At 51.3% G+C, this 26,876-nt stretch carries 18 protein-coding genes and 1 riboswitch; of the genes, 3 read left to right on the forward strand and 15 right to left on the reverse strand.

Annotated elements, in window-relative coordinates:
- Nucleotide 1: 1 nt before the first annotated feature.
- The 4 genes from msrA to G477_RS18395 all read right to left on the reverse strand — a co-directional run bounded on the left by msrA (nt 2) and on the right by G477_RS18395 (nt 4,787).
- Nucleotides 2-1,144 carry a peptide-methionine (S)-S-oxide reductase MsrA gene (gene msrA / locus G477_RS0101550; protein WP_245575334.1) on the reverse strand — a complete coding sequence of 381 codons (1,143 nt, stop codon included), beginning with the start codon at nt 1,142-1,144 and terminating at the stop codon, nt 2-4.
- Nucleotides 1,145-1,617: 473 nt separating this feature from the next.
- Entirely contained in the window at nt 1,618-2,040 is a 423-nt protein-coding gene (locus G477_RS0101560) for an organic hydroperoxide resistance protein (RefSeq protein WP_026696438.1), read from the reverse strand.
- Between the two features lie 68 nt (nt 2,041-2,108).
- Nucleotides 2,109-3,632: a prenyltransferase gene (locus tag G477_RS0101565; protein WP_026696439.1), complete on the reverse strand. Its 1,524-nt coding sequence runs from the start codon at nt 3,630-3,632 to the stop codon at nt 2,109-2,111.
- 81 nt (nt 3,633-3,713) lie between these two features.
- Entirely contained in the window at nt 3,714-4,787 is a 1,074-nt protein-coding gene (locus tag G477_RS18395) for a C45 family autoproteolytic acyltransferase/hydrolase (protein ID WP_051287592.1), read from the reverse strand.
- A gap of 149 nt (nt 4,788-4,936) precedes the next feature.
- Here G477_RS18395 and G477_RS0101575 point away from each other — a divergent pair, with 149 nt between their 5' ends.
- The gene (locus G477_RS0101575) at nt 4,937-5,449 is read left to right on the forward strand and encodes a GNAT family N-acetyltransferase (RefSeq protein WP_026696440.1); all 513 of its coding nucleotides are present in this window, start codon (nt 4,937-4,939) and stop codon (nt 5,447-5,449) included.
- A gap of 653 nt (nt 5,450-6,102) precedes the next feature.
- Here the strand turns inward: G477_RS0101575 and G477_RS0101580 are convergent.
- The 4 genes from G477_RS0101580 to G477_RS0101595 form a co-directional block, all read right to left on the reverse strand.
- The gene (locus G477_RS0101580) at nt 6,103-6,969 is read right to left on the reverse strand and encodes a gamma-glutamylcyclotransferase family protein (protein WP_026696441.1); all 867 of its coding nucleotides are present in this window, start codon (nt 6,967-6,969) and stop codon (nt 6,103-6,105) included.
- A gap of 158 nt (nt 6,970-7,127) precedes the next feature.
- Nucleotides 7,128-8,039: a hypothetical protein gene (locus tag G477_RS0101585; protein WP_026696442.1), complete on the reverse strand. Its 912-nt coding sequence runs from the start codon at nt 8,037-8,039 to the stop codon at nt 7,128-7,130.
- A gap of 112 nt (nt 8,040-8,151) precedes the next feature.
- Complete coding sequence (locus G477_RS0101590) at nt 8,152-8,760, reverse strand: hypothetical protein (protein WP_026696443.1); 609 nt, start codon at nt 8,758-8,760, stop codon at nt 8,152-8,154.
- A gap of 69 nt (nt 8,761-8,829) precedes the next feature.
- Nucleotides 8,830-10,077, reverse strand: a complete 1,248-nt coding sequence (locus G477_RS0101595) for an MFS transporter (RefSeq protein ID WP_026696444.1) — start codon at nt 10,075-10,077, stop codon at nt 8,830-8,832.
- A gap of 143 nt (nt 10,078-10,220) precedes the next feature.
- Here G477_RS0101595 and G477_RS0101600 point away from each other — a divergent pair, with 143 nt between their 5' ends.
- Nucleotides 10,221-11,822, forward strand: a complete 1,602-nt coding sequence (locus G477_RS0101600) for an ABC-F family ATP-binding cassette domain-containing protein (RefSeq protein WP_026696445.1) — start codon at nt 10,221-10,223, stop codon at nt 11,820-11,822.
- A 331-nt stretch (nt 11,823-12,153) separates the two neighbouring features.
- Here G477_RS0101600 and addA read toward each other — a convergent pair whose 3' ends face one another.
- The 6 genes from addA to G477_RS0101630 all read right to left on the reverse strand — a co-directional run bounded on the left by addA (nt 12,154) and on the right by G477_RS0101630 (nt 23,960).
- Complete coding sequence (addA, locus tag G477_RS18400; protein ID WP_051287593.1) at nt 12,154-15,732, reverse strand: helicase-exonuclease AddAB subunit AddA; 3,579 nt, start codon at nt 15,730-15,732, stop codon at nt 12,154-12,156.
- Nucleotides 15,701-19,153, reverse strand: coding sequence for a helicase-exonuclease AddAB subunit AddB (addB, locus tag G477_RS18405; protein ID WP_051287594.1), 3,453 nt, complete (start codon nt 19,151-19,153; stop codon nt 15,701-15,703). The genes addA and addB overlap by 32 nt, the downstream gene beginning before the upstream one ends.
- 113 nt (nt 19,154-19,266) lie before the next feature.
- A complete protein-coding gene (locus G477_RS18410; RefSeq protein WP_051287595.1) occupies nt 19,267-20,529 on the reverse strand; it encodes a Glu/Leu/Phe/Val family dehydrogenase in 1,263 nt (420 codons plus the stop codon).
- Between the two features lie 103 nt (nt 20,530-20,632).
- On the reverse strand, nt 20,633-21,976 hold the full coding sequence (locus G477_RS0101620; RefSeq protein ID WP_026696446.1) for an FAD-dependent oxidoreductase: 1,344 nt from the start codon (nt 21,974-21,976) through the stop codon (nt 20,633-20,635).
- A gap of 17 nt (nt 21,977-21,993) precedes the next feature.
- Nucleotides 21,994-22,647 (reverse strand): TVP38/TMEM64 family protein, encoded by a 654-nt coding sequence (locus G477_RS0101625; protein WP_026696447.1) that lies wholly within the window; start codon nt 22,645-22,647, stop codon nt 21,994-21,996.
- A gap of 197 nt (nt 22,648-22,844) precedes the next feature.
- Nucleotides 22,845-23,960 (reverse strand): NAD(P)/FAD-dependent oxidoreductase, encoded by a 1,116-nt coding sequence (locus tag G477_RS0101630; RefSeq protein WP_026696448.1) that lies wholly within the window; start codon nt 23,958-23,960, stop codon nt 22,845-22,847.
- A gap of 319 nt (nt 23,961-24,279) precedes the next feature.
- Nucleotides 24,280-24,460: riboswitch (Lysine riboswitch) on the forward strand.
- A gap of 117 nt (nt 24,461-24,577) precedes the next feature.
- Here G477_RS0101630 and dapA point away from each other — a divergent pair.
- Complete coding sequence (dapA, locus tag G477_RS0101635) at nt 24,578-25,468, forward strand: 4-hydroxy-tetrahydrodipicolinate synthase (RefSeq protein WP_026696449.1); 891 nt, start codon at nt 24,578-24,580, stop codon at nt 25,466-25,468.
- 500 nt (nt 25,469-25,968) lie between these two features.
- On the opposite strand, the gene G477_RS18415 is transcribed toward dapA, so the two are convergent.
- Nucleotides 25,969-26,823, reverse strand: a complete 855-nt coding sequence (locus G477_RS18415) for a YihY/virulence factor BrkB family protein (protein WP_035210835.1) — start codon at nt 26,821-26,823, stop codon at nt 25,969-25,971.
- Nucleotides 26,824-26,876 lie beyond the last annotated feature (53 nt).

A 26,876-nucleotide genomic window follows, 5' to 3' on the forward strand; every position in this document is an offset into this window, starting at 1 on the left:
GCTATCTTCCTCCATCAAACAAATCGATATAGTCTCCATATCCTTCTTCTTCCATCTCTTCAAACGGTATAAAGGCTACCGCTGCCGAGTTAATGCAGTACCGCAGCCCATCTGGATCCGGACCGTCGGTAAAGATATGACCGAGATGCGCATCCCCTTCGCTGCTGCGTACTTCAGTCCGTCGCACGAGAAAAGACCAGTCGTCATGCTCCGTAACAAACGCCTCATCTATCGGTTCTGTGAAGCTCGGCCACCCGGTGCCTGAATCATACTGATGCGTTGAACTGAACAAAGGTTCACCCGACAGCAGATCCACATAAATCCCGTCCTCTTCCTGGTCCCAGTATGCATTGTCATAGGCCGGTTCCGTGCCGTCCTCCATCGTGACATAATACTGCATCTCGGTGAGGGTCTCCTCCACTTCATCTGAATCCAGCGCCCTGTGGGACCATGGAGCTTGTTCAGCCGATACAGATTTTACTTCATAATCTGCTTCATCGCCCCAGTACTCGTCGATGAAATCATCACGACCGGAGCTGGACCGATACATATTATAGCGCACCGGGTTTTCCTCGGCAAAATCTTGATGATATTCTTCAGCCATCCAGAATACACCGGCATCCTGGATGTCCGTTACAATTGGATCATCAAATCTGCCTGATGCCTCCAGCTCTTCCTTTGACTGTTCGGCAGCGGCACGCTCTTCTTCATTATTGACGAAAACAGCGGTGGTGTAATGGTTACCGCGATCGACGAACTGACCGCCATCATCGGTTGGATCTACCTGTCTCCAGAACACTTCGAGCAGATCTTCATACCGGATGACATCGGGATCGTAGTGCACCTGTACTGCTTCCAGGTGAGTTGTTTCTCCTCCAGCCACTTCCTCGTAGGAAGGGTTCTCTTCGCTTCCTCCAGTGTAGCCGGAATAAGCTTCTTCAACACCGTCCAGGTTTTCAAACGGCTGTTCCATACACCAGAAACATCCTCCCGCAAATGCTGCGGTTTCGAGATTTTCATCCTGTTCTTCCACAGGTTCACTACCGTACGAGCGAATCGTAAAATAGTCGTACATAATAGGAATAAAGATAACTGCGGCTGCACCTGTAATAACAACGAAAAAAGCAATAAGCCATTTTTTCACTTGGAGCACCTCCTGATCCTATTATAAAGGAGAACAGCTCAAAGAACGATGGATTCGCCTTCAGATGATCGATAAGAAAAACGAGGCAAAACCCGCCTTTGCTTGTAGAGATCACGACCTTCTCTTCAGGCTGGCCCCTTTTCACCTGCAGCTGCGGCTGAACACTTCCCTGTAGGTCAGGCTTCCGGTTTTACACCATCGTCTTCCTCCTTTACAGCAGGCGCTTCAGAGCATCCGGCAGCGACCCGTTGGGACGAAATGCCGTCACCCTGAATGAAAACTTATACATTCCTATACTCTAATAAGCAGAACATGCTTCTCTTTGTCGTCTTTCATCTTCAGCAGAACCCTGTGCCGTCTGCCTCGATGAGAACGTATACATTCTGATCCAACTGAAAAAGGACCGCCTCAACGTTCTGCTGAGACGGTCCAGCTGGTTTGCAGCCAGCTCTATCATCGTGTCGGAAACGTGATTATCCTGCAGTAACCTGCAGATCCACGTCGATGTTTCCACCTGTTGCTTTGGAGTAAGGACAAAATTCGTGGGCGCGGTGGGCCAGTTCTTCTGCCTGATCCTGATCGGCACCTTTAATGTGAACATGCAGCGTGACCGCCAGTTTAAAGCCATTGTCCGCCGGATCTTTAAGAAGACTTACTTCGGCCGTAGTTTCGGACGAAATGTCGACTTCCGCTTTCGAAGCCATCAAATTCAAGGCACCGTCATAGCAGGCGCTGTAGCCGGCCGCAAAAAGCTGCTCCGGATTTGTCGCGTCGTCAGGAATACCGTTCTTATCCGGCATCTGCAGCGGCAAATCAAGGAACCCGCTGTCTGATTTTACATGTCCTTCACGTCCGCCTGTTGCTGTCGCTTTGGTAGAAAATACTTTATCTGCCATGTTTTTCACCCCTCGAAAAAATATATCGCACATTTTCCACTATTCACTGGAAATGATCCGTATAAACCTCATTTTGCAAAAGCCTGTTTAAATCCTGTCATGACTTTCCGCTGACGTTCAATGTAGCGCCACACCCACAGCACAAAGACAGCAGCTGCTGCAAAGAGAAGAACCGTAATCCAAATCTCCGCCTCAAGCATGATCAATGCAACAGCGAGCAGCAGCCCCGTCAATAAGTGATGGATGGCTGTGTGCGCATTGCCTGGTATCATGTCCGTCGAACCACTGTCATAATACCGCTGACTGTAGCGGACAGCCTGAAACATGAACGGCAGTGAGAGCAGCGCTGCAAGAATTGTAATCGGCAGCTCCGTCAGGAACGGAAGCAGCACGATCATGGCGGCACTGAAGAGGAACAAGGCAATCAGTACATTCTTTGCTCCTTTTCTACCGAGGCGCACAACCAGCGTCGCTTTATCCTGCTCTTCATCGCTAGCTGCATCCGGGAACTGGTTGATGAGCAGCACATTGGTTACGAGTGCTGCAACCGGAATGGAGAGAAGAAACACCGACCAGGAATAGGTCCCGGTCTGAACATAGTACGTACCGAGCGTCATGGCCGTCCCGTATGTTGTAGCTATAAAAAATTCAGCCGCGCCCGGAAATGAGTTGATGAACGAAAATCTGCCTTTTTTATTCGTATAGAAAAATCCTGCGATCAGTCCGTACGCGATCAACGGCAGAATCCCCCATCCTGCGGCGGCACTCAAATAAATACCAATCACTGCTGCAGCAAAGGTCAGCAGTATACCGAAAAAGCCCATGTCGGCTTTGGATATGAGACCGAGCTGGATCATCCTCGAACCACCAGTAAATGGACGAATCCCGCCTGTATTTTCAGCATCCCGCTCTGCGTCATAATAATCATTGATCATATTGGTTCCCGACTGAACCATCACAGCTGCAAGCAGCGTCAAGATAAACAACGGCCATGAAAATATGCCAGCCAGGCCGAAAGCGGCTGCCCCGCCGACGAGTACTGGTACTAGTGAGGCCGTGAGCGACAGCGGACGAACCGCTTCCTTCCAGGTTCTTGCCCGCGATAGCAGCCCGCTCCGGTCCTCTGCTTTTTCATCTGTATCAAACTCAAAGATGGTCGGCTTTTCCCCTTGAAGAATTTCCGGTACGTACCGGTATTTTACTGTCTTCGGGACAATTTTAATAAACTCGAGCCGGTCTACAGCATCCTGCTCGACAAAGCTGCCGACAATCGGAGACCTGTCTTTTAACAGACCGAGGGCTTTTTCCCGTTCTTCTGCAGAACGGACGACGGCCGCTCTCCCGATGATTTCGCATTCCTCCATCTCCATGAACGTCTGACCTTGATGAATCAGCATCGCCGTCTCCGGTATATTGGCCCACTGAATCACCTTTGGGTCTCCTTTCATGCTCGACACATAGACTTGAAAGGTATCATCGACAGCAAAGTGCATCATCCGCTGACGCGGTCTTCCCATGTTGGATGTGCCAACGGAAGCCACTTCTGCTCGTTCAAGGTAGTCCAGAATTTCCTGCTCTGATCTCTCGCTCATTCCTTTTCCTCCTTCAGCTCTCAATATCTTTTCGCTTATGCCTTTCTCCCTGCTGGAAGGGACTGACGGCTCTGCCAGTTGTTAAAAACGCTCTTCATCCTGCTTTTCTTTTAACAGATGCTCCCCGCCGGCAGGTACCGGAATTTTTCCTCGGAGACTGCGGAGCCGGAGTTTTTCGCCCCGCAGCCAGCTGCCGAAATCAATCACAGCCGGACGCGCGTCCACGCCGATGCCGGCCGTCACCTTCAGCCCGCGGGTATCATAGACTGCTGTATGGATCGTCCCCGACCAGTTTCCATAGTCTGTCTTTGCCACGCCGTATTCCAGATGATTCAGCCTGTAAAACGCTTCAGACGGCGTCATGTCTCCATGATACAAGGAGGATAGCCGCTGCAGCCGCTGAATCGATTCTTCGGTACGGTGCCGGTTCTCCTTCTGCTTGTCCGGCAGCCTGTAATGATTCGTGCATACGTGACCATGATCCCATAATACTTCCGCTCCCTTTCCGGATCCTTCCACAACAGCAGAACTTCCAGCTGCATCCGAGATCGAGTAATTAAAGGAATGCCGGTGCGGAAGTCTTTTTAACGCTTCCACCGCCTCTTCCGTATTTCTGCACGATTCAAGGACAAACCTTGCCAGAGTGCAGCAGATGAATCCATCCTCAGGGGAAATCCGGTTCACGAAATGATAGCCGAGCGCAAGTCCATGTTCGTTCATGCCGTCCATTCTGCCGATCATTCTCTGAGCAAAGCCGACGTGCGCTGCTCCTCGCTCAGGCTGCCAGAGCACGAATCTGCCGTCGTATGTTTTTGGATGGTAATCATAGTTTCGTGCATACAGATGCGGGGTCATAAAAGCGCTGCATCCGCTTTTCACCCAGCTTTGCTGGTACCCGCCGTACTCGTGGATCACGTCCTCAAGCTGCCACTGCAGCCCATCGGAGATCCCCTCCATCTCTTCCCACAGATCAGGAATCAAGGCTTCCACCCAGGTCCGCACTTCCTTCACGTCGGTAGTATATTTGCGTATCGACTTCCGCCTTCTTCCCGCATGCTTCCGGTAGAGCGGGGTACGGATCAGTGCTCTTGCTTGGTTCAGACCGAATTCGTAGGCATCATGTCTGCCATCCATCGCAAAGATGTTCACTTCCATCGCATCACGACCTTTCCTCTATCATTATAAAAGCTGGAATGATGCAGTGCACCTATCGTGCACCGGAACAGGCAGACTTGAAATCCGCGGAGGATGTCTGTACAATAACTGCTGTTGTAAAAAGAACAGCAAAGAAAGGTTGGTAGACCATGTCCGCTTTTCTGGAGGAACCTAAAGAAGCAAAGCCGAAAGATCAGTTAATTGAGGAAATGGCGTCAATGGAAATGCAGCTTATCCGGCTGCAGCAGAATATACCGAAAATAGCGGCTGACTACCGTGTGATTGCAGTCGATCAGACCAAACACCATGAACACGTCATCGTTTACGTTCATGATGACGGGGTGGTATGCAGGCTCATGATCGACAGCTGCCTGCATCCGTATCATGGCCACTGGGACTATTCCATCCACGCCACGTGGAAGGAGTCCAGCCTTCACATCGATGATATTCGAGGGGATGCCGGATACGGGTATGGATCGGTCCTTCTTGATCATGCGAAAAAATACGTTCAGGAAAAACACGTACACGCACTCACGGGAAGCATCGTTCCTAGAGACTGGGATCATATTGAACGATTGATTCATTTTTACGAAAAACACGGGTTTCATCTGACGCTGGACGAGCAGGCGAAAGCTGGAAATATTCGCTGGGAAGCAGCCTGAACACGCCTCAGCAAAGGCAGCTGGATTCACGTTTCTCGACGATGGATGTCCACCAAGCCGTATGCTGAAAAGTCCCGGACCCTGCTCCCTTCTCTTCCTGGAAGTCGCAGGGCTTATGCTTTCACGAAGCCGAATGTTGATATAGGTAAACGACTGTCCAGCCGTTTGTCCAAGACGTGCCCGGCCAGATCAAAAGGGGCTCTCCAGAAAGTCTGAAACAGACTTTCTGGAGAGCCCCTTTATTTCTTGATTAGCATGATGACATGCTCCTTAAAGGAGGCGCCCGCTTGGCATGCTGCGCGGGGAAGAATAAAAAGCAGTCTCTCCTATGAGCCAGCGGCAGCAGACGTGTCGACCAAAGGGAGCTTCGATCTTTTATTCAAGGCTATGTTATCGTTCGTTGTTGATTTCATCCGCTTCAGGCGGACGCTTGCTCAGGGGCTTGTCCTCAACTATCCTTCGCGAAGCGAAGGAGGATTTTCGGACTGCGCTTATCCCTTGAGCGTCGCCGCCTATCGCTACTTTCATCAAATAACAACATCAAGCTTTAACAGCGCTTTATTCAAAAGGAATCGGTGAATGCAGTCCGCATGTCCTTCTACGATTCCTTCAGCTGCGTTCATACAAGAAAGCGACCACAGGACGGAATTGCGTTATTCTGTTGTGCTCCCCTCTTTTTCCTCTTCCATATCAAACGACCTCAAATGATCATACATCCGCTGCACATAGGCGTTGGATAAATATTTTTCCGCACCGCGCAGGACTTCAGCCGCGTAGTGACCAGGAGGAGCTTTTTCTTCCGCAGGATAGCGGACGATGAATGTCAGTGCAAGGTGCCGTCCGGAATCTGTCTCCACCACAACGGCTGCAGGCCGGTAATGCCCGTAGGGAACTCCTTCCCTCTGGAACAAATAGTCAATCCCTTCCGGAGCAACCTTATACAGGACCCCTTCCATTGCGGTTGCCGATTCACGAAGGTTGGCGCGGTGGCCGTCGCTCCGTTCAAAATCATAGCTGAGCTGCCACCCCTGCAGAACAGCCCGCTCTCCCTGATCGAAATGCGTTTCCATGCCGGCAGCACGAATCCGCTGATCGTCCATACAGGAAGCATAGGCGAAGTATTGAATATTCCCGGTCGCCTGCAGCAGACGGTCCACCATCCAGTCCTGAAAAGCAGTTTTGTTTTTCAAAGCTGTTCTGTCTCCGTATTCATACACATAGGCCGTCACCGGACCATCATCGGTTCCAACGTCGCGCTCGGTCCGGATAAAAAGGTTCCCGGTTGAGCGCTCCGGCTTGTATCCTTCCAGCTGGTCCAGCACGGGCAGCAGTTCATCACTCACTTCATAAATTTCACCGTAGACATAATCCTCATCATCCCGGACATAGGCCGGATAGCCGTTTCCGGTATCATAAAGAGACCCTTTCAGGTAAGCCTTTTTATAAAGACAGACTTCCTGCTGGAGCAGCGGTGAGTTTCTTCCACCTTTTCTCAGCGTTCCATATACGAAAACTTTCATGGTGTCCGGCCTCCTTCCTTCTATAACAAAAGCAGCCCTCCGCATAGAGTGCCCGGCATTTCACGGGGAACCTTCTGGTGAGCTCAGCGTGGCGCGGGCTGCGGTCTTGATCTGCCGCTGCGCCTGCTGTTCATGCATCCATGCAGATGCGCAGCAGGTTACGCCCGGGACAGAAGCTTAATACGGGCTTCTGAAAGCTCACGGCGCGTCTGCTCCAGTGTCTGCATGTATTCTTTTATTTCGTTGACCGTGTCACTTACATGCTCCTGGAGTCTGGTCAATTTGTCTACACTCTGCTGCAGATTCCGCTCAAAAATCCATTCGCTCATTATCTCATCAAAGAGCGATTCCGATTTTATTTTGGAATCGGAGGAGAAATCCGGACATGCCGGATGCAGCGAAATATCTGCGAGTTCATTTTCAAACTGCCGGATCAGTCTTTCCAGCCTGTGCAGCCGCTCCTTTGTATCATCTGCATTCGTCTCTCGCAGATAGGCGACAAGCGGATGCTTATCCGGAAGATTCATGGCAGTATCAGCAGCTCTGCTGATGGACTTCAGCACATCCTCTGTGGCATAGTAGGCATCTTCCCCTGCTTCTGCGGCTTCCGCTGCCTCCTGCTGCAGACCGAGGGCGTGAATTTCTTTCCCGGCCGCCTCATAGAGCGCTTCAGACCAGACTGTTTCTGCATCCTGGATCAGAGCGTTCTTCATTTCCAGCATCTCATCATAGTCTCCGAGATTTTCTTGAATTCTGCTCTTATGATGCGCATACATGCTGTACTCGTGTTTGACTTCCTCCGTGGACCGCAGCACTTCCTGGGACTGCAGAAGCCGAAGGACAACAGCAGCGTCAGCCGGTGCGTCGGCCTGATCCAGCATTTCCATGGCAGAAAGCGTCTTTAAATTGATCGTCTGTAAGAGCTGCGGATCAAGACTGCCGAGCAGCTTGCGGCTGTGTTCTTCCTTCTCATTCAGAAGAGAAGTGAGTCTTTCCTCCTGTCTCGTCCACTTTTGAAAAAGACGGCGCTCTTCCAGTGTTTTTGACATCACTTCATTTAAACTTTTCATGCCTGTCCTCCTGAAACCGGTTCTTTATTTAACTGATCGTATACTTCTATTGTAACCGATGTATCGAGCACAGACCAAAAATCGGCCTTGATCATCCGTGGCAGAGGCAGTTCTAATTGGCTGATGCGGAATTTTTGGTGAGGGATCTGCCCTTCATCCCGGCATGTACGAGGATGGCTGCGGAAATGAGGTGTTTAACCAGCTGCTGCATCTGTTCGGGATCCGGGTCCTCCAGAGAAATCGATGAAGCACCTTCCAGCCCCCACTTCGACAGCAGGAGATGCATGTTCTCCCGGTCTCTCGCATCCAAGTGCTCGGGCAGATCCACCGTGTCCATATACAGTTCACGCTGGTCATCCGTTACGTATCGGCACAGGTCTACGTCCATCTCAAATTCATGATCCGTTAAGTCAAGATCACTGCCGGAGCGTAGACGATCGAAACGAACGGCAACGACCGCCTGCATGCGCCCCTCTTCCACGTATGGATAACACCAGCTGATGTAGCCTTCATACGTTATTTTGTGCCGGTAGTAGATTTGAAAGCGCCGACGCTTTTTTCTCCGGCCGTTCTCTTTATATACTTCGGTACGGTCCTCGCTCAACATCGCAAACAAATGCCACGAGCAGTTCATGTCACACTGCGTCATGGATTCAATAAAATGGATCAGCGTCTGCTCAAGCGCAGCTTCGTATTCATTGTGTTCTGGTATCGGGTTCATTGTATCACTCTCGTTTCATTCTCTATGCTGACTGTTTTATCAGGCTTTTCCGTGTTTCATCCCTGTTTATTATTTCCTTTTTTCTCCCTGATTAAACCTTTCTGCACTCGAAAGAGATAAGTCATCTTCAAGGGATGGAAGCATCACCCAATAAAAATAAATACCAGAAGCAGCAATCAGAACGGCCGTCCAGAGGAAGATAGAACCATACGCCTGAGCCGCAAGCAGAAAGCCGGCTGCATAGGACCCGGCCGCTGTTCCGAGGTTTCTGCCGATCATTCGAAGCGATGCGTGCAGACTGCGCTGGCTGTCTTTGGTTGCTTCCATCGCTTTTCCTTCGATCACGTTCACAAACGTTAAGAAAGATCCGTGCCGGAAAAGGAAGAAGAGCAGAAAGACGGCTAAAGGAAGCAGGGTCGCCAGCAGAAATGTTGTAAGCACAGCCTGAATAAGCAGCACCACGCTCACTTTCCTGACCCCCCATTTATCAAGCAGCACCGGAGCGGCAAAAGCGGTCAGCGAAGCAATCACTCCAGTACCGGTCAGCAGCCAGGCGATCATCGTATCCGTCCACTCAAAACGAAAAGCAAGGATCACGTTATAATACGGAATTAATAATCCGTGTGCCGCGCCGGCAATCAGCGAAAATCCGATGTATTTCATCGTATTCCGGCTAGGCCGCTGGGAAGCGATGCTGCTCCAGCCCCAGCCCTGCTGCTTTTCTCGTGTTTCGGCAGGAAGAAACATTCTTGAAACCGCAGTAACGGCGGTGCATGCTGCCATGACCAGCATCGTCTGCTGATACCCCGCTCCTCCTCCTTCCCCGAAGAGGGCAGGCAGATACCCGCCCGCCAGTGTGCCAAGGCCGATAAACATTGTAAAAAGTGCAAACATGAGGTTGTATGTCTGCGTCTGCTGTCTCGGGTTTCTGCAGTAATTGTACAAGAGCGGAATCTCAGTACTGACCATCATGGCCATGCCGACAGAAATCAGCAGCTGCGCACCCATAAATGCCGCAAGGGTTGTCCCGAACGCTGCTGCTGCGTGTCCTGCCGTTATCAGCAGGAGGCCTGTGACAAGAACCGGCTTCCTTCCAATACGGTCCGCTGTCAGGCCTGCTGGAACAGCGGCCGCAGCCATCATCAGTGTACCTGCTGCAAGAATCGTCCCAATTTCAACTTCTGTCACACCATAAGCCAGCATGTGCAGGTTGAAGAGCAGCTGGAACAAGCCGAAAGCCGCTCCGAGAAAAGGTTCACTCATAAAAAAGCGCCGGACACCTGGAGGCAGCTGCCGTAATTCTCTTATGTAACTCACACTACCCCTGCTTTCTATGACGGCTTTTTTCTGCATAGAGGCCAATTTACTCTCGTCATTCTTTCTTCTGGATGTTATACTATAGAACAGTATGGCTAAAAACAAGGGAGAAATGCTCCCTGCTCAGGAAAAGGATGATGAACATGCTGCAAGTCCAGGACGTAAGTCTGCGATTCGGCGATAAAAAGCTTTTTGAGGACGTTAATATTAAATTCACACCGGGCAACTGCTACGGTCTCATTGGTGCCAACGGCGCTGGTAAATCGACATTTCTAAAACTGCTATCCGGAGAACTTGAATCTCAGGACGGTCACGTATCCCTTGCTAAAGACGCCAGACTGGCTGTATTAAAGCAGGATCACTACGCCTACGAAGATGAACAGGTGCTGGAAGTCGTCATGATGGGTCATGAACGGATGTACAACGTCCGCCTTGAAAAGGATGAAATCTACATGAAGCCGGATTTCTCCGACGAAGATGGCATGCGTGCAGCGGAACTCGAATCAGAGTTTGCTGAAATGAACGGGTATGAAGCGGAGTCTGATGCGGCTGTCCTTCTTCAGGGTCTCGGTGTTGAAGATGCCAAGCACTACATGACGATGGCAGAGCTCACCGAAGGCGATAAAGTAAAAGTACTCCTGGCACAGGCGCTGTTCGGGAACCCGGAAGTACTGCTTCTGGACGAGCCGACAAACGGGCTTGATATCGAAGCGATCCAGTGGCTCGAAGACTTTCTGATCCAATTTCAGAACACCGTCATTGTCGTTTCCCACGACCGTCACTTTCTGAATAATGTCTGCACGCATATTGCTGACCTCGATTTCGGTAAAATCCAGCTTTATGTCGGCAACTATGATTTCTGGTATGAGTCCAGTCAACTGGCACTGCAGATGGCACAGGAGCGCAACAAGAAAAAGGAAGAAAAAATTGCCGATTTGAAAAACTTCATTGCGCGCTTCAGCGCGAATGCTTCCAAGTCAAAACAGGCCACTTCCAGAAAGAAACTGCTCGAAAAGATTGATCTGGAAGACATCCGACCATCATCAAGAAAATACCCATATATCGCCTTCAAACCGGAACGCGAAATCGGGAACGATCTGCTGACTGTTGAGAACCTGTCGAAAACAATCGACGGCCGAACGTACCTGAACAACGTCAGCTTCACGTTAAAGCCGGGCGACAAAGTCGCTCTTGCCGGACCGAATGAACAGGCGAAAACGATTCTCATGCAGATTCTTATGGGTGAGATGGAACCGGACAGCGGCACGTACAAGTGGGGCATTACGACAACCCAGTCCTACTTTCCAAAGGACAACAGTGATTACTTCCAGGGAAAAGAGAACAACCTGATCGACTGGCTGCGCCAGTACTCCCCGGAGGATCAGTCTGAAACGTTCGTCCGTGGTTTTCTCGGCAGAATGCTTTTCTCCGGAGAAGAAGCGAAGAAAAGTCCTGCCGTCCTCTCTGGTGGAGAGAAAGTACGCTGCATGCTCTCGAAGATGATGCTTTCTGGTGCCAATGTCCTCGTGATGGATGAACCGACGAATCACCTCGACCTGGAATCCATTACTGCTCTGAACAACGGATTGATGGAATTCAAAGGTTCCATGATCTTTGCTACTCACGACCATGAATTCAACCAGTCTCTTGCAAACCGGGTTATTGAGATCACAGATAACGGCGTGTTTGATAAAGAAATGAGCTTTGACGAATACGTGGAAGAGCGGTTGAAGGCGAACGTATAACAATATGCCGCACACCTGTAGACAACAACATTAAAAAAAGAGCCGGACTTTCATTATAGTCCGGCTCTTTTTTGTGGTTCTCATTCACATGTGGGGTTGATGTACCGAAGGACGCTCCGATACTTCTCGAATACAGAAAGGATTCTTTTTAAAGGGAAAAACCCCAAAAAGAATCCTTTTCAGGAGTGAAAGGCGTCGACCGGAAACGAATGAAAAAACGTCACAGAAAAGAACTTCTCCCCTTCCATTTATTTTAGAGCCCTTTTGTATGATCGAGAGCTCTCTCTCCGTTTGCGCGTAAAGACAGCCTCAATGGCTAGATCCCAAAACCTCACGGAGCTTTATGTCTTCCACCTGGCTCTTCTTCAGGTGGAACGAGGATCGTCTGGCCGCTCCGCACGGCATAAATCTCGGTGGTAATGGTGCCTGGATCAAGATCCCTCGCTTCGGCAAGGGCTCTCCTGTACATATCGAGCTGAAACGCATAGCGGCTGACGAGCGACTCCAGTTCATTTTCTGATACACGGTCTGTTTTGTAATCGACTATGTGAATGCCCTCCTCGTCTTCATAGACGACATCGATAATGCCCTGCACAAACATCTCCTCTTCCGGACCGTTCCAATCCGGGTTAAACCGGGACGCAGGCACCTCCAGATAGAACGGAAGCTCCCTTTCGACTTTGTCAGCACGTCGGAGGGACGCAGCGAGTTCGGAATGATCAAACGTGTAAAACCAGGAAGCAGGAAGCTGCGCAGCTTCAGAACTTTTCAAAAATCCTTTAATCGTCATGTCTTTCAACTGCTGATCGACCTCCTCTTTCCCCCAGCGCGTCCAATCGAACCTTTCCATAACAGCGTGGAACATCGTCCCTATTTCTGCACCTGCGGCTGCTGTTTCCTGCATAAATTCCGGACGCGGGTAGCTGCTCTCTCTATAACGGACGGCAGCATATGGATCCTCTGTTTCTTTTTTGCGCTTCAGCTCAGACACAGTCTGCTTCACGTACGTCGTTGAAGCCGATTGGTGCACATACGACGAAGTAAGAGGAAAAGCGGTGATAGGCGCTTCCACTGGCTGCTTGTTCATCACCCTGCGTATCTGAGCATATTCTTGCTTTTGAGAACCTGACAGCCGGCTCTGCGGCTCGGTCCACTGCACCAGCCACGAGCCTGCAGAGAACGGTTGATCAAGGTCCTTCTTTCTTGTTTCATAGGAATTCAATAGACTTCTCATGATCCAGTCGAGCGGAGAGTCGGCTCGTCTTCTTCCCGTTTCCGGAAGAGGCAGGGCGGGTGGATCGGCTGTCCATTTCTTATAAGCCTCTTCCCTGCCTTTCACCGTTCCGAGCACAATCAGCTGCTGTTCGGCTCTCGTCAAAGCGACGTACAGCACACGCATTTCTTCGGCAAGCATCTCTCTGCGGATCTGCTCCTGCAGCGTATGATAGTAAACGGTCTCATAGGAAACCCGCTGCTGAAGATCTACCCAGCGGGAAGCAATCCCGCCGTCACGATGCATAAGAAAGGGATTAGACAGTTCCTGCGTATTGAATTCCCTCGCCGCCCCGGCTGAGAGCACGACAGGAAACTCAAGTCCTTTACTTTTGTGCACGGTCATCAGTCTCACGACATTTTCCTGGGAACCGACAGCCCGTGCCCTTCCCAGGTCCTCCCCCCGTTCTTTCAGCCTGTCAATAAAACGGAGAAAACGGAACAAGCCGCGGAAGGAAGTAGCTTCATACGCTTTCGCCCGATCAATAAGCGCATGCAGATCTGCCTGCCGCTGCCGGCCTTCCGGGAGGCCTCCAGCAAATTCGTAGTAGCCCGATTCTTCGTATAGATACCAGATATACGAAGCCAATGGACGAACCGACGCTTCCTGTCTCCACTCGATCAACCGATCGATCACCGGACCGAATGTATCCGGCTCTGCACCTGCAGCCTCCTGCAGCGCCTCATAGAATCTTCCTTCCCGGCGGTAGAGACGGATTCTGGCCAGATCATTTTCTCCAAAACCGAATATTGGAGAGCGCAGCACTGCAGCAAGCGGGATATCCTGATAAGGGTTATCCATAATCTGCAGAAGCGAAAGCATCACCCGGATATCCACCGCATCGAAATACCCTCCCCGCAGGTCCGCATGCACCGGTATGTCATACATCCGGAGCACTTCTGTATACGTCTCTGCCCACGTCATCGAGCGGTGAAGAATCACGATATCCTGATATGCAACCGGACGCATCTGCCGTGCTTCTTTGTCGTACACAAGACGCCCTTCTTCGATCATGGATTTAATCCTGGAGGCGGCTGCATGCGCTTCCGTTTCTGCCGTTTCCATGCTGCTCTCTTTCTGGTCGATCAGCAGCACCTCTGGCTGATCCGGCATATCCGGGAACTGTTGTACCCCCTCCTTCAACGAAGCAGCTTCATCATAATCCAGCTCCCCGAATGATTTCGTCATCAGTGGGTAAAAAATTTCATTTACCGCGGCAAGGACTTCGCCCCGGCTTCGAAAATTTTCAGATAGATCGATCCGCGTCCCTCCTTCTCCATGGCGATACTGCTCGTATTTCCTGAGAAAAAGCGTCGGGTCTGCTTGACGAAACCGGTAAATGGACTGTTTTACGTCTCCAACCATAAACATGATCTTTCCTCCGGAGAGCAGCTGTAGAATCGCTTCCTGTACTTCATTGATATCCTGATATTCATCCACGAGTACTTCCTGGAGCTGCTGCTGATAGCGCTCCGCCTCCCGTGAGGGGCCATTCTCTCCTTGAAGAACTTGAAGGCAGTAATGTTCCAGATCGGAAAAATCCAGTGCCGTACGCTCTTCCTTCGCTTCTCTGAACTGTTCATCAAACGCTTTCGTGACGTCAGCGAGGGTATCCAGCACTGGAGCCATCAAGGTCATTTCCTGCACGATGCTTTCCGGCGTCTGGCTGAAAAATGACTTCTGCAGAGACTCTATTTGTTTTTTTACTTTATCGCGGAGATCTTTGACTTCTTTCTTCCGTGCTTCATCGACATCATCGCCTTTTTTAACTGGTGGAAGCCGCTTGAAGGCTAGTCCATTCACCGATTTCTTCGTCTCTTCCCATCCGGCGGACTGAAGCGCGAGTTCCAGCTCCCCTATTTCTGACTGCAGAGCTGCTGCATAGGCAGCAGGTCCACCCGGGGCCTCCGCCGCCTCTTCGGCCTGCTTTAATCCGGAAACAGCCTGCTCCAGCTCTACATGGACATAATGCAGTCCCTGCGCCACCCAGGACAGCTCGTCAAAGGGGCGCTCGGAAGCTGCGTGGTATACCGCCGCCATATGATCCAGCCACAGGGACGGTGATGGCTGAGAGCGCGAAAAACGATGCACCCGCAGTACCATATCCTTTAGACGCTCATCATCTTTTTGATCTCCCGTAAAATAATCGGCCAGCTGCAGAAACGACATATCTCCGCTCTCGTACCGGCTCTCAAACACCTCTTCTATGACTTCCTCCTGAATCAGCGAGGCTTCTGTTTCATCCAGAAGTCGAAAGGACGGATCGAGGCCGAGTTCAAAATAATTCCGCCGGATGACTTTCATACAAAACGAGTGCAGGGTGGAGATAGGAGCTCGCTGAACCTGGGAAAGTTGTCTGCGCAGGTGCTCGGACTCCGGCTCTCGGCGCAGGGCCTCTTCCACTGCCTTTCCTATCCGCTGTTTCATTTCAGATGCTGCTGCATTCGTAAATGTTACAACAAGCAGTTCTTGAAGATCGGCGCGGACGTCCGGATCGAGCAGTTTCCGAATGATTCTCTCTACCAGGACGGCCGTCTTCCCACTTCCGGCTGCGGCTGATACGAGCAGCGGTCTTGACTCCTCTGCTGCTGCCTGCCATTGGGCGTCAGTCCATCGGCTTCCTTCCGGTTTGTTCATCAATGGCGTGCTCCTCCTTCCACTTTTCGATCATTTCTTTATCCTCTATATCTTCTAATTTTCGGTAGTTGTTTGTTTCCAGATCAGGGTCAAACTGGCAGAAAGCACGGTAGGAACAGAACATGCAGGGAGTTCTGCCTTTTTTTCGATATGGTTCGAGCGCCGTCGATCCGCCAGCGATACCTTCGGCTGTACTCTTCATAAACGTTCTGATGAACTGCCGCATGCGCTCCAGTATTTCCGGCTCTACGGCATTCGACCCTTTCGCACTCGACGGCGTACCGTCTTTTTTTATATTGAGCGGAACGATGTCTGACCAGCCGCTCTCAATGGAGGTGTCGGAAGCTGCGAGCACTTCGGGATCCCCGCTGATCAGTCCCTTCATTTTGAACTGCTTGAGCATCTCTTTCTCAATCTCTTCTTCTGAGACTCGTTCTGTCTGCCTGAGCATCGGGTTGTGGACGTGAAAATAGAGCATACCCGCCGCGTCTGCCTCTACATGAAGCCACGACGCAGCATTTTCCAGGAGGATATCGAGGTAAACAAGCATCTGCATTGCCAGACCATAGTAAATCTCGTCCAGGCGCAGGTCACGGCTGCTTGATTTATAATCAACGATACGAAGGAACATACCGCCTGCGGTGTCCGCCTGATCAACCCTGTCAATACGGCCGACAACATCAACGAGGGTCCCGTCATCCAGTTTGATTTCCAGCGGCGGAAGCTCCATACCGGGTCCGAATCCGACTTCGAGACCTACAGGAACGAACTGCTGCCTGCGGTCCTGTTCAGCCATCATAAATGCAGCCTTGGTCACCACCTGCTGTAGTTTTTCAAAGATGTATTCATACTTATGTGATTCACTCATCAGGTTCCGCTGTATCTGTGGTTTAAGCTTTTCCGTCACATCATGCGTGAGTGTTCTCAGCTCAGGGTCTTCCATTTCCTTGAATCTCCGGCCTCGTCTGCGGACTTCGTTGGTCACATCTTTTAAGGCATCATGAAATAGGATGCCGATATCAGGCGCTTCCAGTCTTCTTATTTTTCTCTCCTGAAGCTGAAGTCCGTATTTTGCATACTGGGAAAAAGGACAAGCTTGAAACGACTCAAACCTGGAAACGCTGGCACGAAATTTTTTCCCGTAGAGGGAGGCCGCGGTCTCTGTTGACAGCGACTCCGGCACGTTTTTATATTGTACGGCGCGGATCATCTGCTCCATCCTGCTGCGGCTGCCGTGCTGCAGAAGCTGATTGTACAGTCCCCACCAGAAATCCGGTACAGCATATCCTTTTTCCGCCCGCTTCAGCTGCAGGGTCAAGTGGGTAAACGCCATCTTCTCATTAGTTACCGCTTTTTTCTGGTCTTCAGGATCATGCTCCGGCAGGGCCGCATATTTTTCTTCCAGACTGACATCCGGCAGCCGCTCGACCACCCAGTCGAGAAAGAGGGACGGCTGCAGTGCACTGCCGTCCGAACTCTCGAGAGCATAGGATAGGTAGAGACGTTCCGAAGCATGCGTCAGGGCGCGGTAGAAAAGGAACTTTTCCCCTGCAAGCTGTTCTTCCGCACCAGGAGCCAGTTCCATCCCCCCCTCCATCAGCAGCTGCCGCTCTCCTTCTTCAAGCAGTCCTTCTTCATCCGGCTGCTGCGGAAAGATGCCTTCGTTGATCCCGATCAGGAAGAGGGCACGCACTTCGGGAATTCTTGAGGTCTCCGCATCCGCGATGATCACCTGGTCGAATGCAGGTGGAATGATGGAATACGTCATGGATTCAAGGCCGGCACTGATCATATCTTGAAACACTGTTTTTTCAAACGGAGTATTCCCGCTGACTTCAACAATATCATCCAACAGCGATATGACTTCTTTCCACACTTGTTCATGCTCCAGTGCTTTATCGGTTCTCCCGCTCTGCTCATGAGCAAGAGCCCTCCGTTCCAGGACAGATCCGGCATCTAGCCGCTCGAGATAGCGGTAGAGAGCCGCCGCACCATCTTTTAGCGTCGCCGCTGCTTTTAGATCCTTGTGAAGCTGGCTGAACGCCGCTGTCACGACGCTTAAAAGGTTTAGTTCATCCTCGTCCAGCTGGTCCTGCCATCCACCGTCCCACCATCGGTTTCCACGAACGCCGAATTCCAGAGCCCGATTTTCAAGCCGGTCTCCGGCATCCACATACCTCTGGTCTTCTTCGGGATAGAAAAACCCCGTTTTCACGGCACGGAAGACGGCCTCAAACGGCCACGATTTTCGTTCCGCTTCGAGAGAAGAGAGCAGCAGTTCGGCCAGAGGATGATCCAGCGCCGGCCGCTGCTGATCGAGAAAATGAGGAAGCTGCTCTCGTGTGAAAACCATATCAATGAAGTCCCGGTACTGTTCAAGTGAACGCACCACGACTGCCGTTTCCCGATATCGATACCCATGTTCACGGATGAGATGATGAATCTCTCTGGCTATATGCTCTATTTCCGTCCGCTGGTTTACTGCCTCCCAGCGGTACACCCGCTCCTGCTCTTCAGCCGGATCAGGCTTCATCTGTTCAAATGCCGCCTCCAGATGCGCTGCTGCGGGGAAATTTTCAAACCGGAAAGGGACGGTGCCGTGTTCTTCCTTGACCGTCACACCGGCTTGTTCTGCATAATCCGCAAGACGAAGAGCATGACGCTCCGGCTCGAAAAAAACATCCATCGGTCCGGCTGCCCTCGTTCCGCCTTTCACAGAACCTCCGGTGGTGAAAGCAGCTGTGACATTCGTTTTCTCCAACAGCAGCTGCAGCACCAGGTGCTCGCTCGGAGAGAAAGTATGGAACCCATCGATAAATATATCCACCGACGAGATTCGGCCGGATTCCTGCACCGCGGTTTGGAGAAGACGCAGAAGATCTTCCGATTCCACATAGCTGCCATGCAGTGCTTCTTCTGTTTTGCGCTGCATGAGCTCGATGTCGTGGAGTTTCGCTTCGAGCCTTGGGTCGGTGATCTCCTCCGCAGCATGACGATACACCTGCTGCATCTTACCGCAGTCTGCCTGATACCGCTTGCACTCACTTAAAAATTGCTCCAGTTTCGTCACAAAACCCGATTTTCTCCGGGAACTATGGAAAAGCTGAAGTTCGTCTTCGTGTTCATGCATCAGCCGGCGAAGCAGCGCATGGATGCCGTTCACCCCGAGCTGTCTTTCCGTCAGACCGCCGGTTTCATCCAGCAGCTGATAGGCGAGGCTGGTAAAGCTGAATACATTGGCTCTGGTTACCGCACCACCCCCGGCTCGGACAAGGTTTCTCTCTGCCTGAAACGTCATCTGCTCAGGGACAAGCAGCCAGCACTGTCGTTCCATGTCCTCGGCGAGGGTATTCTGTATGTACTCAAAAAGCCGCGTCGACTTACCGGTACCGGACCGTCCGGTCAGTAGTGTCAAGGTCATTGGATGCCGCCTCCAATCATATGTTCGTGTTTTCAGTATAGCAGAAGAAGCCATTCTCTTCCAGAATGACTTCCATGGCTGCTTCTTCCTGTGCGATTTTCGCAAACTAGCTCTTATTCTTTCACAGAACCCCGCTGCTGCAATGCTTCATCCTGGGATAGAATGCCTTTGGCTTTCATGATATCGGCGAGATGGCGGGAAGCAGCATAATAGGCTGCCTGCCTATAGGAGATGCCTGCTTCCTCTTTCACCTGTTCCATTCGCTGATAAGCATCTTTCATGTAACTGCCCAGTTCCTCCTGCACATGCTCTTTCGCCATTTTTTCTTTTCGTGCATTCATCCGCCATTCAAAATAGGAAACGACGACCCCGCCTGCATTGCTCAGTATATCAGGGAGTACTTCGACGCCCTTGTCTGCGAGGGCCTCTTCACCTTCCGCTGTTGTCGGTCCGTTAGCCCCTTCGACGACAAGCGATGCCTGAATGGACGAGGCGGTTTCCTCGGTGACGGTATTTTCCAGGGCAGCCGGGATGAAGATGGTGCAGGGAGCAGAGAAAATATCCCCGGACGAACCGGAAGCAGAAGTGAATGTTCCTTTTTCTTCTTTTTCTTTCTTTACTGCCGCTACGTTCAGGCCGTCTTCGTTCATCACCGTACTCTTTGAATCCGATACAGCCGTGACGCGGCAGCCCCGCTGTTCCAGTATTTCTGCGCAGAGAAGTCCGACATTTCCTGCTCCCTGAACAGCTGCAGACTGCCCTTCCCAGCTTTCCCCTTTCGATTCCAGCCAGTTTTCGATGGTCATCACAACGCCGAGTGCCGTTGCTTCTGTTCTGCCAGGTGCTCCGCCAATCAAGGGATCTTTTCCGGTGAAGGAGGCGTTATCCGGATCAGCATGATGCTTCTGATATTCATCCAGCATCCAGCCGATCTCTCTCGGACCGATATTCACATCCGGGGCAGGTATATCTTGTTCCGGTCCTATGAAAGGGTGCATTTTTTGAATGTACGAGCGGATGATCGCTTCGAATTCCTTGTCTGTATGCTGAGATGGATCGACCGCAATTCCGCCTTTCGCTCCGCCAAATGGAAGCTTGAGCAGCGCTGTCTTCATCGTCATCCACCAGGATAGCAGCAGCACCTCCTCCTGATTCACATCCTTCTGAATACGAATTCCACCCTTTCCAGGGCCTAGCAGCGAACTGTGCAGCGTCCTGAATCCTTCAGCTGTTTTCATGTTTCCGTCATCACAGCGGTAGGGAACGGAGACAGCCAGCTGACGCTCTGGTTTTGTCATCAGCTGAACAAATGCGTCCGGAAGTTCCCAATAATCAGCTGCATCTTTCATTTTCTGCTTCATCTGCTTCTGATTCATGTGTATGCAGCGGTGGCATGATGCTTGACATGCCTTCCGCCTGCCTCCCTTCAATAGTCACCCTGTCGTGGTGTGTAGTGAGGTAGTCAAGGCCATTTACTGCCTACTGATTCCGGAACCGCCATGGATAATCATCCCGGTCGGAAAACGTGGCAAGTTTGCTTCTCTTGCGGAAGCGTCTTCTCCTGTACAGCCAGGAAGGTCCTGCAAAACGGACGGCATCCATTGGTGTGTACTGCCACCAGCCGACGCCGGATATATTCAGCATATGCTTATAATGGAGAATCGGATGCCGCTCAAACCGTTTCAGCGCAGCAACGCGGCCCCACTGGTACCAGCGGAACGGCCATGCATACCCGAGCGCAGAAAAGTGACTGAGCATGGAAAGGCGGTCGGAGCGCTTCTTTCGTATTTTTTCGAACTGCTTCAGCTGCTTCGGCTCCAGGTTGCCGCTCTGATACATATACTGCAGCAGATCGCCGAGAACGGCACCATCCTGAATAGCGAGGTTCATGCCTTCTCCGGCCATCGGATGCACAGCGTGAGCAGCATCCCCGATGATGGCCGCATTCCCTTTCACATACTCATGAATGTTGTGCCGGATCGGAATCATCAGCTGAATATCTTTCCAGGATTCAATCTGTGTCACATAATCCTGAAGCTCTGGTTCAAACTGGATAAATGGATCAGTAAACGTATGAAGGCCGGCCTTTTTCATTTTATTGTAATCTCCCGGCTTAATGAGCATGACGCAGCGAATCTCGTTGTCCGGAAGCGGAAAGAGACCGATGAACGACTTGTGCGAAGCATACATCCTCGCTTCTGTGTACTCCTCCGGTCTCGGGAACGTGACGGTAAGAAAATGGTGGTTATACTGGGTGGTCACCAGGTTTTGTTTCATGGCCCGCCGGATGATGGATGAACGCCCTTCTGCTCCCACAAAGAAAGAGGAGCGGATGTGGTGTTCCTCCTGGTTGTACATGATCCGTGCCTCGTCAAATCTGCCTGCTTTTTCATCCATGGCCGTAAATTCCTTGAATGTAGCCGGATTCCAGTAATGGAATGAATCAAATGTTTTCGCACGATCAAGAAGAATATTTTTCAACTGCTCGTGCGGGATCATTCTCGCTTCTGGAAAGCGTGTCTGCAGCCGGTCGTAGTGGAGCGGAATATAGGCCATCGTTTCCGTCGTTCCATCATTGTGCTCTTTCATCTCGTACGTGTGAATCGCCGGCAGCGGGTGGCTGACGTCCAAAATGTCATCCACCACTCCCATTTCGTCAAAATGAAGCAGCGATTTCGGCTGAAGCAGCTCCCCTTTGTATATTTTTCCGGGATTTTTGTCTTTTTCGACTACCAGTACTTTCACATCGGCCTGTACGAGCCTGAGTGCAAGGGTAAGCCCGCCGACACCACCGCCGATAATGACAACATCAAACTGTTCCACTCCCTCACCACCTTCGTTTACTTTTCCATTTCTATATCAAGATTTTTCTGCTGGAGCTTTCTCCTTACGAAAAATGGTATGGCCATTGCAGCTGCAAATAAGAGCACCGTGGTGATAATCATCCCCGGCGTCAGGTCTGCAATCGACGCGCCGATCATGGTGAAGGCAATACTCCCCGGAAGGATTCCCGTCATTGTTGCAAACACATACGTTTTAAAATCTACACGGGACAGGGCAGCCAGGTACGTGATTAAATCGAAGTTAAATACCGGCAGAATACGGAGGGATGTGATATAGAAAAAACCGTTTTCCTGAATCCTCTTCTGGATCATCTTTCGTTTATCCCCGTGGCTGCTCATTTTTTTAAAGCCGCCGATTTTTCTTATTAACAAAAAAGAAACAACAGCCCCGCTGAGGGAACCTGCATACGTAATCAGGGGACCAAACAAGGGCCCGAAAGCCAGTCCCCCTGCTACTGCCATAATCGAAGCAGGAAAAAGGAGAAACGGCCTCAGTGTGAAAGCGATCAGAAAGATAAACGGCGCCAGCAGCCCGAAGGAAAGCACGAAGGACTGCACCTGTTCCGGATCCAGATTTAAATATTCCTGATTTATATAATATAAGGCGGCCAGTACCGTCACTACCAGCACTATTCTCCATATCGTAACCAAAGCGGCACCTCTCCTTTTATCTACTATTACCGAAAACGTTCGAGCTTAACCTTCAACTTATGACTTCTCCATTTCTTCCATGAGGAAGAGAGCCGCACCGCCCCTGTGGTTACGACCTGCTGCGGGCACGCGCAGACATGCCGGCTCCTCAGCCGCGGGTCAGGGCCGGCGAAAAACGACGGCCCTGCTCATGCCGGTCAGATGGAATGAACAGCTGCAGAGACCGGATAATCTTCGGGGTCGAGCTCATGCGATTGACCGAGAGCCGCCATCGCTAGTTCTTTGCCTAAAAAAGGGCCGGAAGTAAGACCAGAAGCTCCCAATCCGTCGCCAACAAATAGATTTTCCATTCCAGGCACCTTCCCGAATATCGGGAGAAAGCCCGGTGTAAAGGGACGGAGACCGACCCGTGTTTCTAGGATTTCTGCATGCTTGAGACCGGGAGCGAGGCGCAGGGCGGAATCCAGCACTTCAAGCTGCCCGGCCGCCGTTGCTTTCGTATCCAAGCCACTATCGTCTTCTCTGGTAGCTCCAAAGACGACTCGTCCACCGCCAAAATTGAGAAGATAGAATTCATTATGCGGCATAACAACAGGCCAATGGTCGTTTTCCTCATCGATCTGAAAATGAATCAGCTGCCCTTTCTGCGGGGTGATCTCCGTATGAAAGCCGGCTGCTTCAAGCAGGTGTCTGCTCCAGACCCCGCCCGTACAGATCGTGATATCGGCATCGTAGGTTGAGCCATTCACTTCCGCGCCTTCGATCACGCTTCCTCGCCGAATGAGTGAAGCTTCTCCTGCTATACGTTCAACGCCCAGTTTTTCTCCGGCACGGATCAAGGCCTGCTGCAGCTCTCTGCCGTCCACCCTAGCCGCTCCGCTGACATAAACGGATCTGTAGCCATCGCACAAAAGAGGGAATGCGCGTTTCGTCTCCACTTCACTTAATAGTTCGATGTCTCCCATTTCCGGTGCCTGCTCCCGCCGTTTCAGTCCATGTTCATATTTCTTCTGAAGGCGCTCGTCCAGATCGTGAAGATGGATGGCTCCGACGCGTTTAAATCCCGTGTTCGTCTCGTTCTGTTCAGCGAGACGCGCCAGCAGCTCCTCATAATATGCAGCCCCGCCCCGGGCCATGTTGTACCAGGCTTTATTCCGGCGCTGAGACATCCACGGTCCGATGATGCCGGCCCCTGCCTGCGTCGCTGTGCCTGTATGGGAAGCGTCAAACAACCGCACCTCAGCTCCTGCAGCCGCTGCGTGATAAGCTGCCGAAGCGCCGAGAATGCCGCCGCCGATGACATGTAATTTCATAGTAATCTACTCCTTTTTTCAAGTCGCTTGTCCTATTCTATCGAAGCGGGCTCCTGCTGACAACTTCGGCGGGCGGCGGCTTCGACTGCAGGTAAGCGTCAACGAATGCGTTCAGAGAGAGCGTGTTCTCCTACGAACGCTTCTACACAGGGCTCGTCTTCAGCCTGCTCTCCTTAAGGGTTCCATTGAAGGCTGGTTCAGCGGGGTTTCAAGCAGATGATGAAGGTACGCCATCTTTGACGCTGACGTTGTATGTCTTTCTTGCAATCCTGGAGTATCTCTGTTACGGTGATTGTAGAAAAATATTACTTCTACAAGAAGTGAGTTTAGAGGAGCGCGGTAGATAAGTAAACCGGGGACAGGATGGATTCCGATGAGCCCGGTTGAAAGGATGTCGTGCCGAAGCAGCCGTACTGATCCACAGACGTCTGCTGGGACTGTACTGAACAAGTGCAGGACTGTCGTACAGATAATTATCTGTATGGAGGGCTATCTCACGCTGGATGCACACGTGCAGTCAACAGCGGCCTTCCGCTGTTTTTTTTGTGCTCCGGAGGGATGATTTAGCTCTATTCAACCGCGCAGAAGCGCACAAATTTTGAATAGAGGTGTTGAACATGAATTTTGGCAGAGTGATTACAGCAATGGTAACCCCATTTGATGAACAGGGAAGCATCGATTTACAGGCACTTCGGGACCTTATTACGCATTTGATCGATCACGGTTCTGACGCCATCGTTGTCGGCGGTACGACAGGCGAAGCCCCTACGCTTTCCCACGAAGAAAAAGCCGCCCTGTTCAAGAATACGGTAGACTTCGTGCAAGGCCGCGTCCCTGTTATTGCAGGTACAGGAACAAACAGCACCTATGCAGCTGTCGAGCTGACCCAGCTTGCTGAACAGGCCGGTGTGGATGCCGTTATGCTGTCCACCCCATACTACAACAAACCGAATCAGGAAGGCATGTTCCAGCATTTTCGTGCGGCAGCAGAAGCTACGTCCCTGCCGGTGATGCTGTACAACGTTCCTGGACGGACCGGCGTTCATCTGGATGCATCTACAACCATCCGTCTCGCTGAGGAGATCAATAACATTGTCTCCATCAAAGATGCCAGCGGCAACCTCGATCATATGACTGCCGTCATTTCCGGTACGCCGGATCATTTTACTTTGTATTCTGGAGATGATTCCTTGACGCTTCCTGCACTTGCCGTCGGTGCTGACGGAATTGTTTCCGTCACCTCCCACGTTGCCGGCGAAGAAATGCAGGCGATGGTCACGGCCTATGCAGATGGACAGCCTGCTCTCGCAGCAAAAATGCATCAGGAACTCGTTCCACTGATGGATGCTATGTTCTCAGCACCAAGTCCGGCTCCTGTAAAAGCAGCGCTGGAGATGCTGGAGATCCGTGCTGGCTCTGTCCGCCTCCCAATGATGCCGCTTGATGAGGCAGAAAGCCAGCTCGTCTTTTCACAACTCCGCCATAAGCTTTATTCATCCGCAGTCTGACTACCAAGTCACCAGCGGAAACAACAGGACGGCATCAGTAAAAAACGCTTCCGGTCATCCAACAAAGCTTGGAGAACCGGAAGCGTTTTATGTTGGTTCAAAATAAATATTCGGGTAGAGGTTCCTTGGCTCTAAAATATATGTTGGGGTGTGGAAACAACGTCTACGCCGATTTCCTTCGTTTTCGGCGGGCGCTGCCCTCAACGATCCTCGCGCTGCGGGGAGGATTTCGGCCTGCGCTTGTTCCCTCTGGCGTCGCAGCCTTTCACTCCTGAAAAGGGTTCATTTTGTTTTTTCTTTTCGATTAGAATCATAGGTGCCATGTGAAAAGTGTCTGAGCATGCCTGAGCCTGTTCAACATGTGAATCAGAACCTTTATGTTTACTGGCGGAAACGAGGACGAACGCCCCTTTGCCGCGGTCATGTGCAGGCCCGGTTGATGGATAACAAGCCACGCACGTACCGACAACTTTTCCGGGAGGCTTCCCCTTCCAGCGGTGTCACATCGGCCGTTCCTCAGCTTTTGCGGCTGTAAACGCTTTTCGGCGCCGGTGATAGACGGCATTCAACTCCGCTCCTGCCACCAGTACCGCTCCCGTAAGGAAGAACCAGATCATCAGAATGATGATCCCGCCAAGACTGCCGTAGGTAGCAGAGAAGTTGCCGAAATTGCTGATGTAGATGGAGAACCCATAAGAAATCAAAAGCCAGAGTAACGTCGATGCCGCAGCGCCCGGCAGTGTGTGCAGATACGGAACCTTTTCATTCGGCGCCAGTTTATATAAAACGGAAAGAATAAGAACCATAATAATGAATGCAACGACCCACCGGAGAATGAGGAAAAGCGTCGAGAGCCCTCCAGGAAGATCAACTACCTCCTCTATGCCTTCGAGAATCACTCCGCCGAATACAGGAAGAAGCAGTGAAATCAGTACGGTCAAAAGAAGCATGAACGTCATCGCAATCGAAAGCAGCCGATGGATGAGAAAGCTCCGCTTTTCTGCCGCATTATACGCGGCGTTGACCGCTTGAATGAACGCATTCATTCCGTTCGAAGCGGACCAGATGGTACCAATAATCCCTACCGTCAGGATACCTCCGCTCGGTTCTGTTACCGCATCGATAATCGTATCTTCCATGATATCCATAGCAGCGGCAGGCAGAAACTCTTCAGCGAGACTGATCACTTCATCAGGATCAAACTGAAAATATGGAAGCAGGGCCAGTAATAGAATCATCACCGGAACGATGGCGAGGACGTAGTAATAAGCCTGAGCTGCAGCCAGCATCGGACCGTTGTCTTTTGTCCACTCCTCTTTTATTTCGAGTGCATAGGATTTAATTAAGGAAAACATCTGCTCTCACCGGCCTTTTTACCTTTATAAGGTAGGATTCGTTTCTTCAGGAT

The sequence above is a fragment of the Alkalicoccus chagannorensis DSM 18086 genome (assembly GCF_000429725.1).
Classification (GTDB): domain Bacteria; phylum Bacillota; class Bacilli; order Bacillales; family Salisediminibacteriaceae; genus Alkalicoccus; species Alkalicoccus chagannorensis.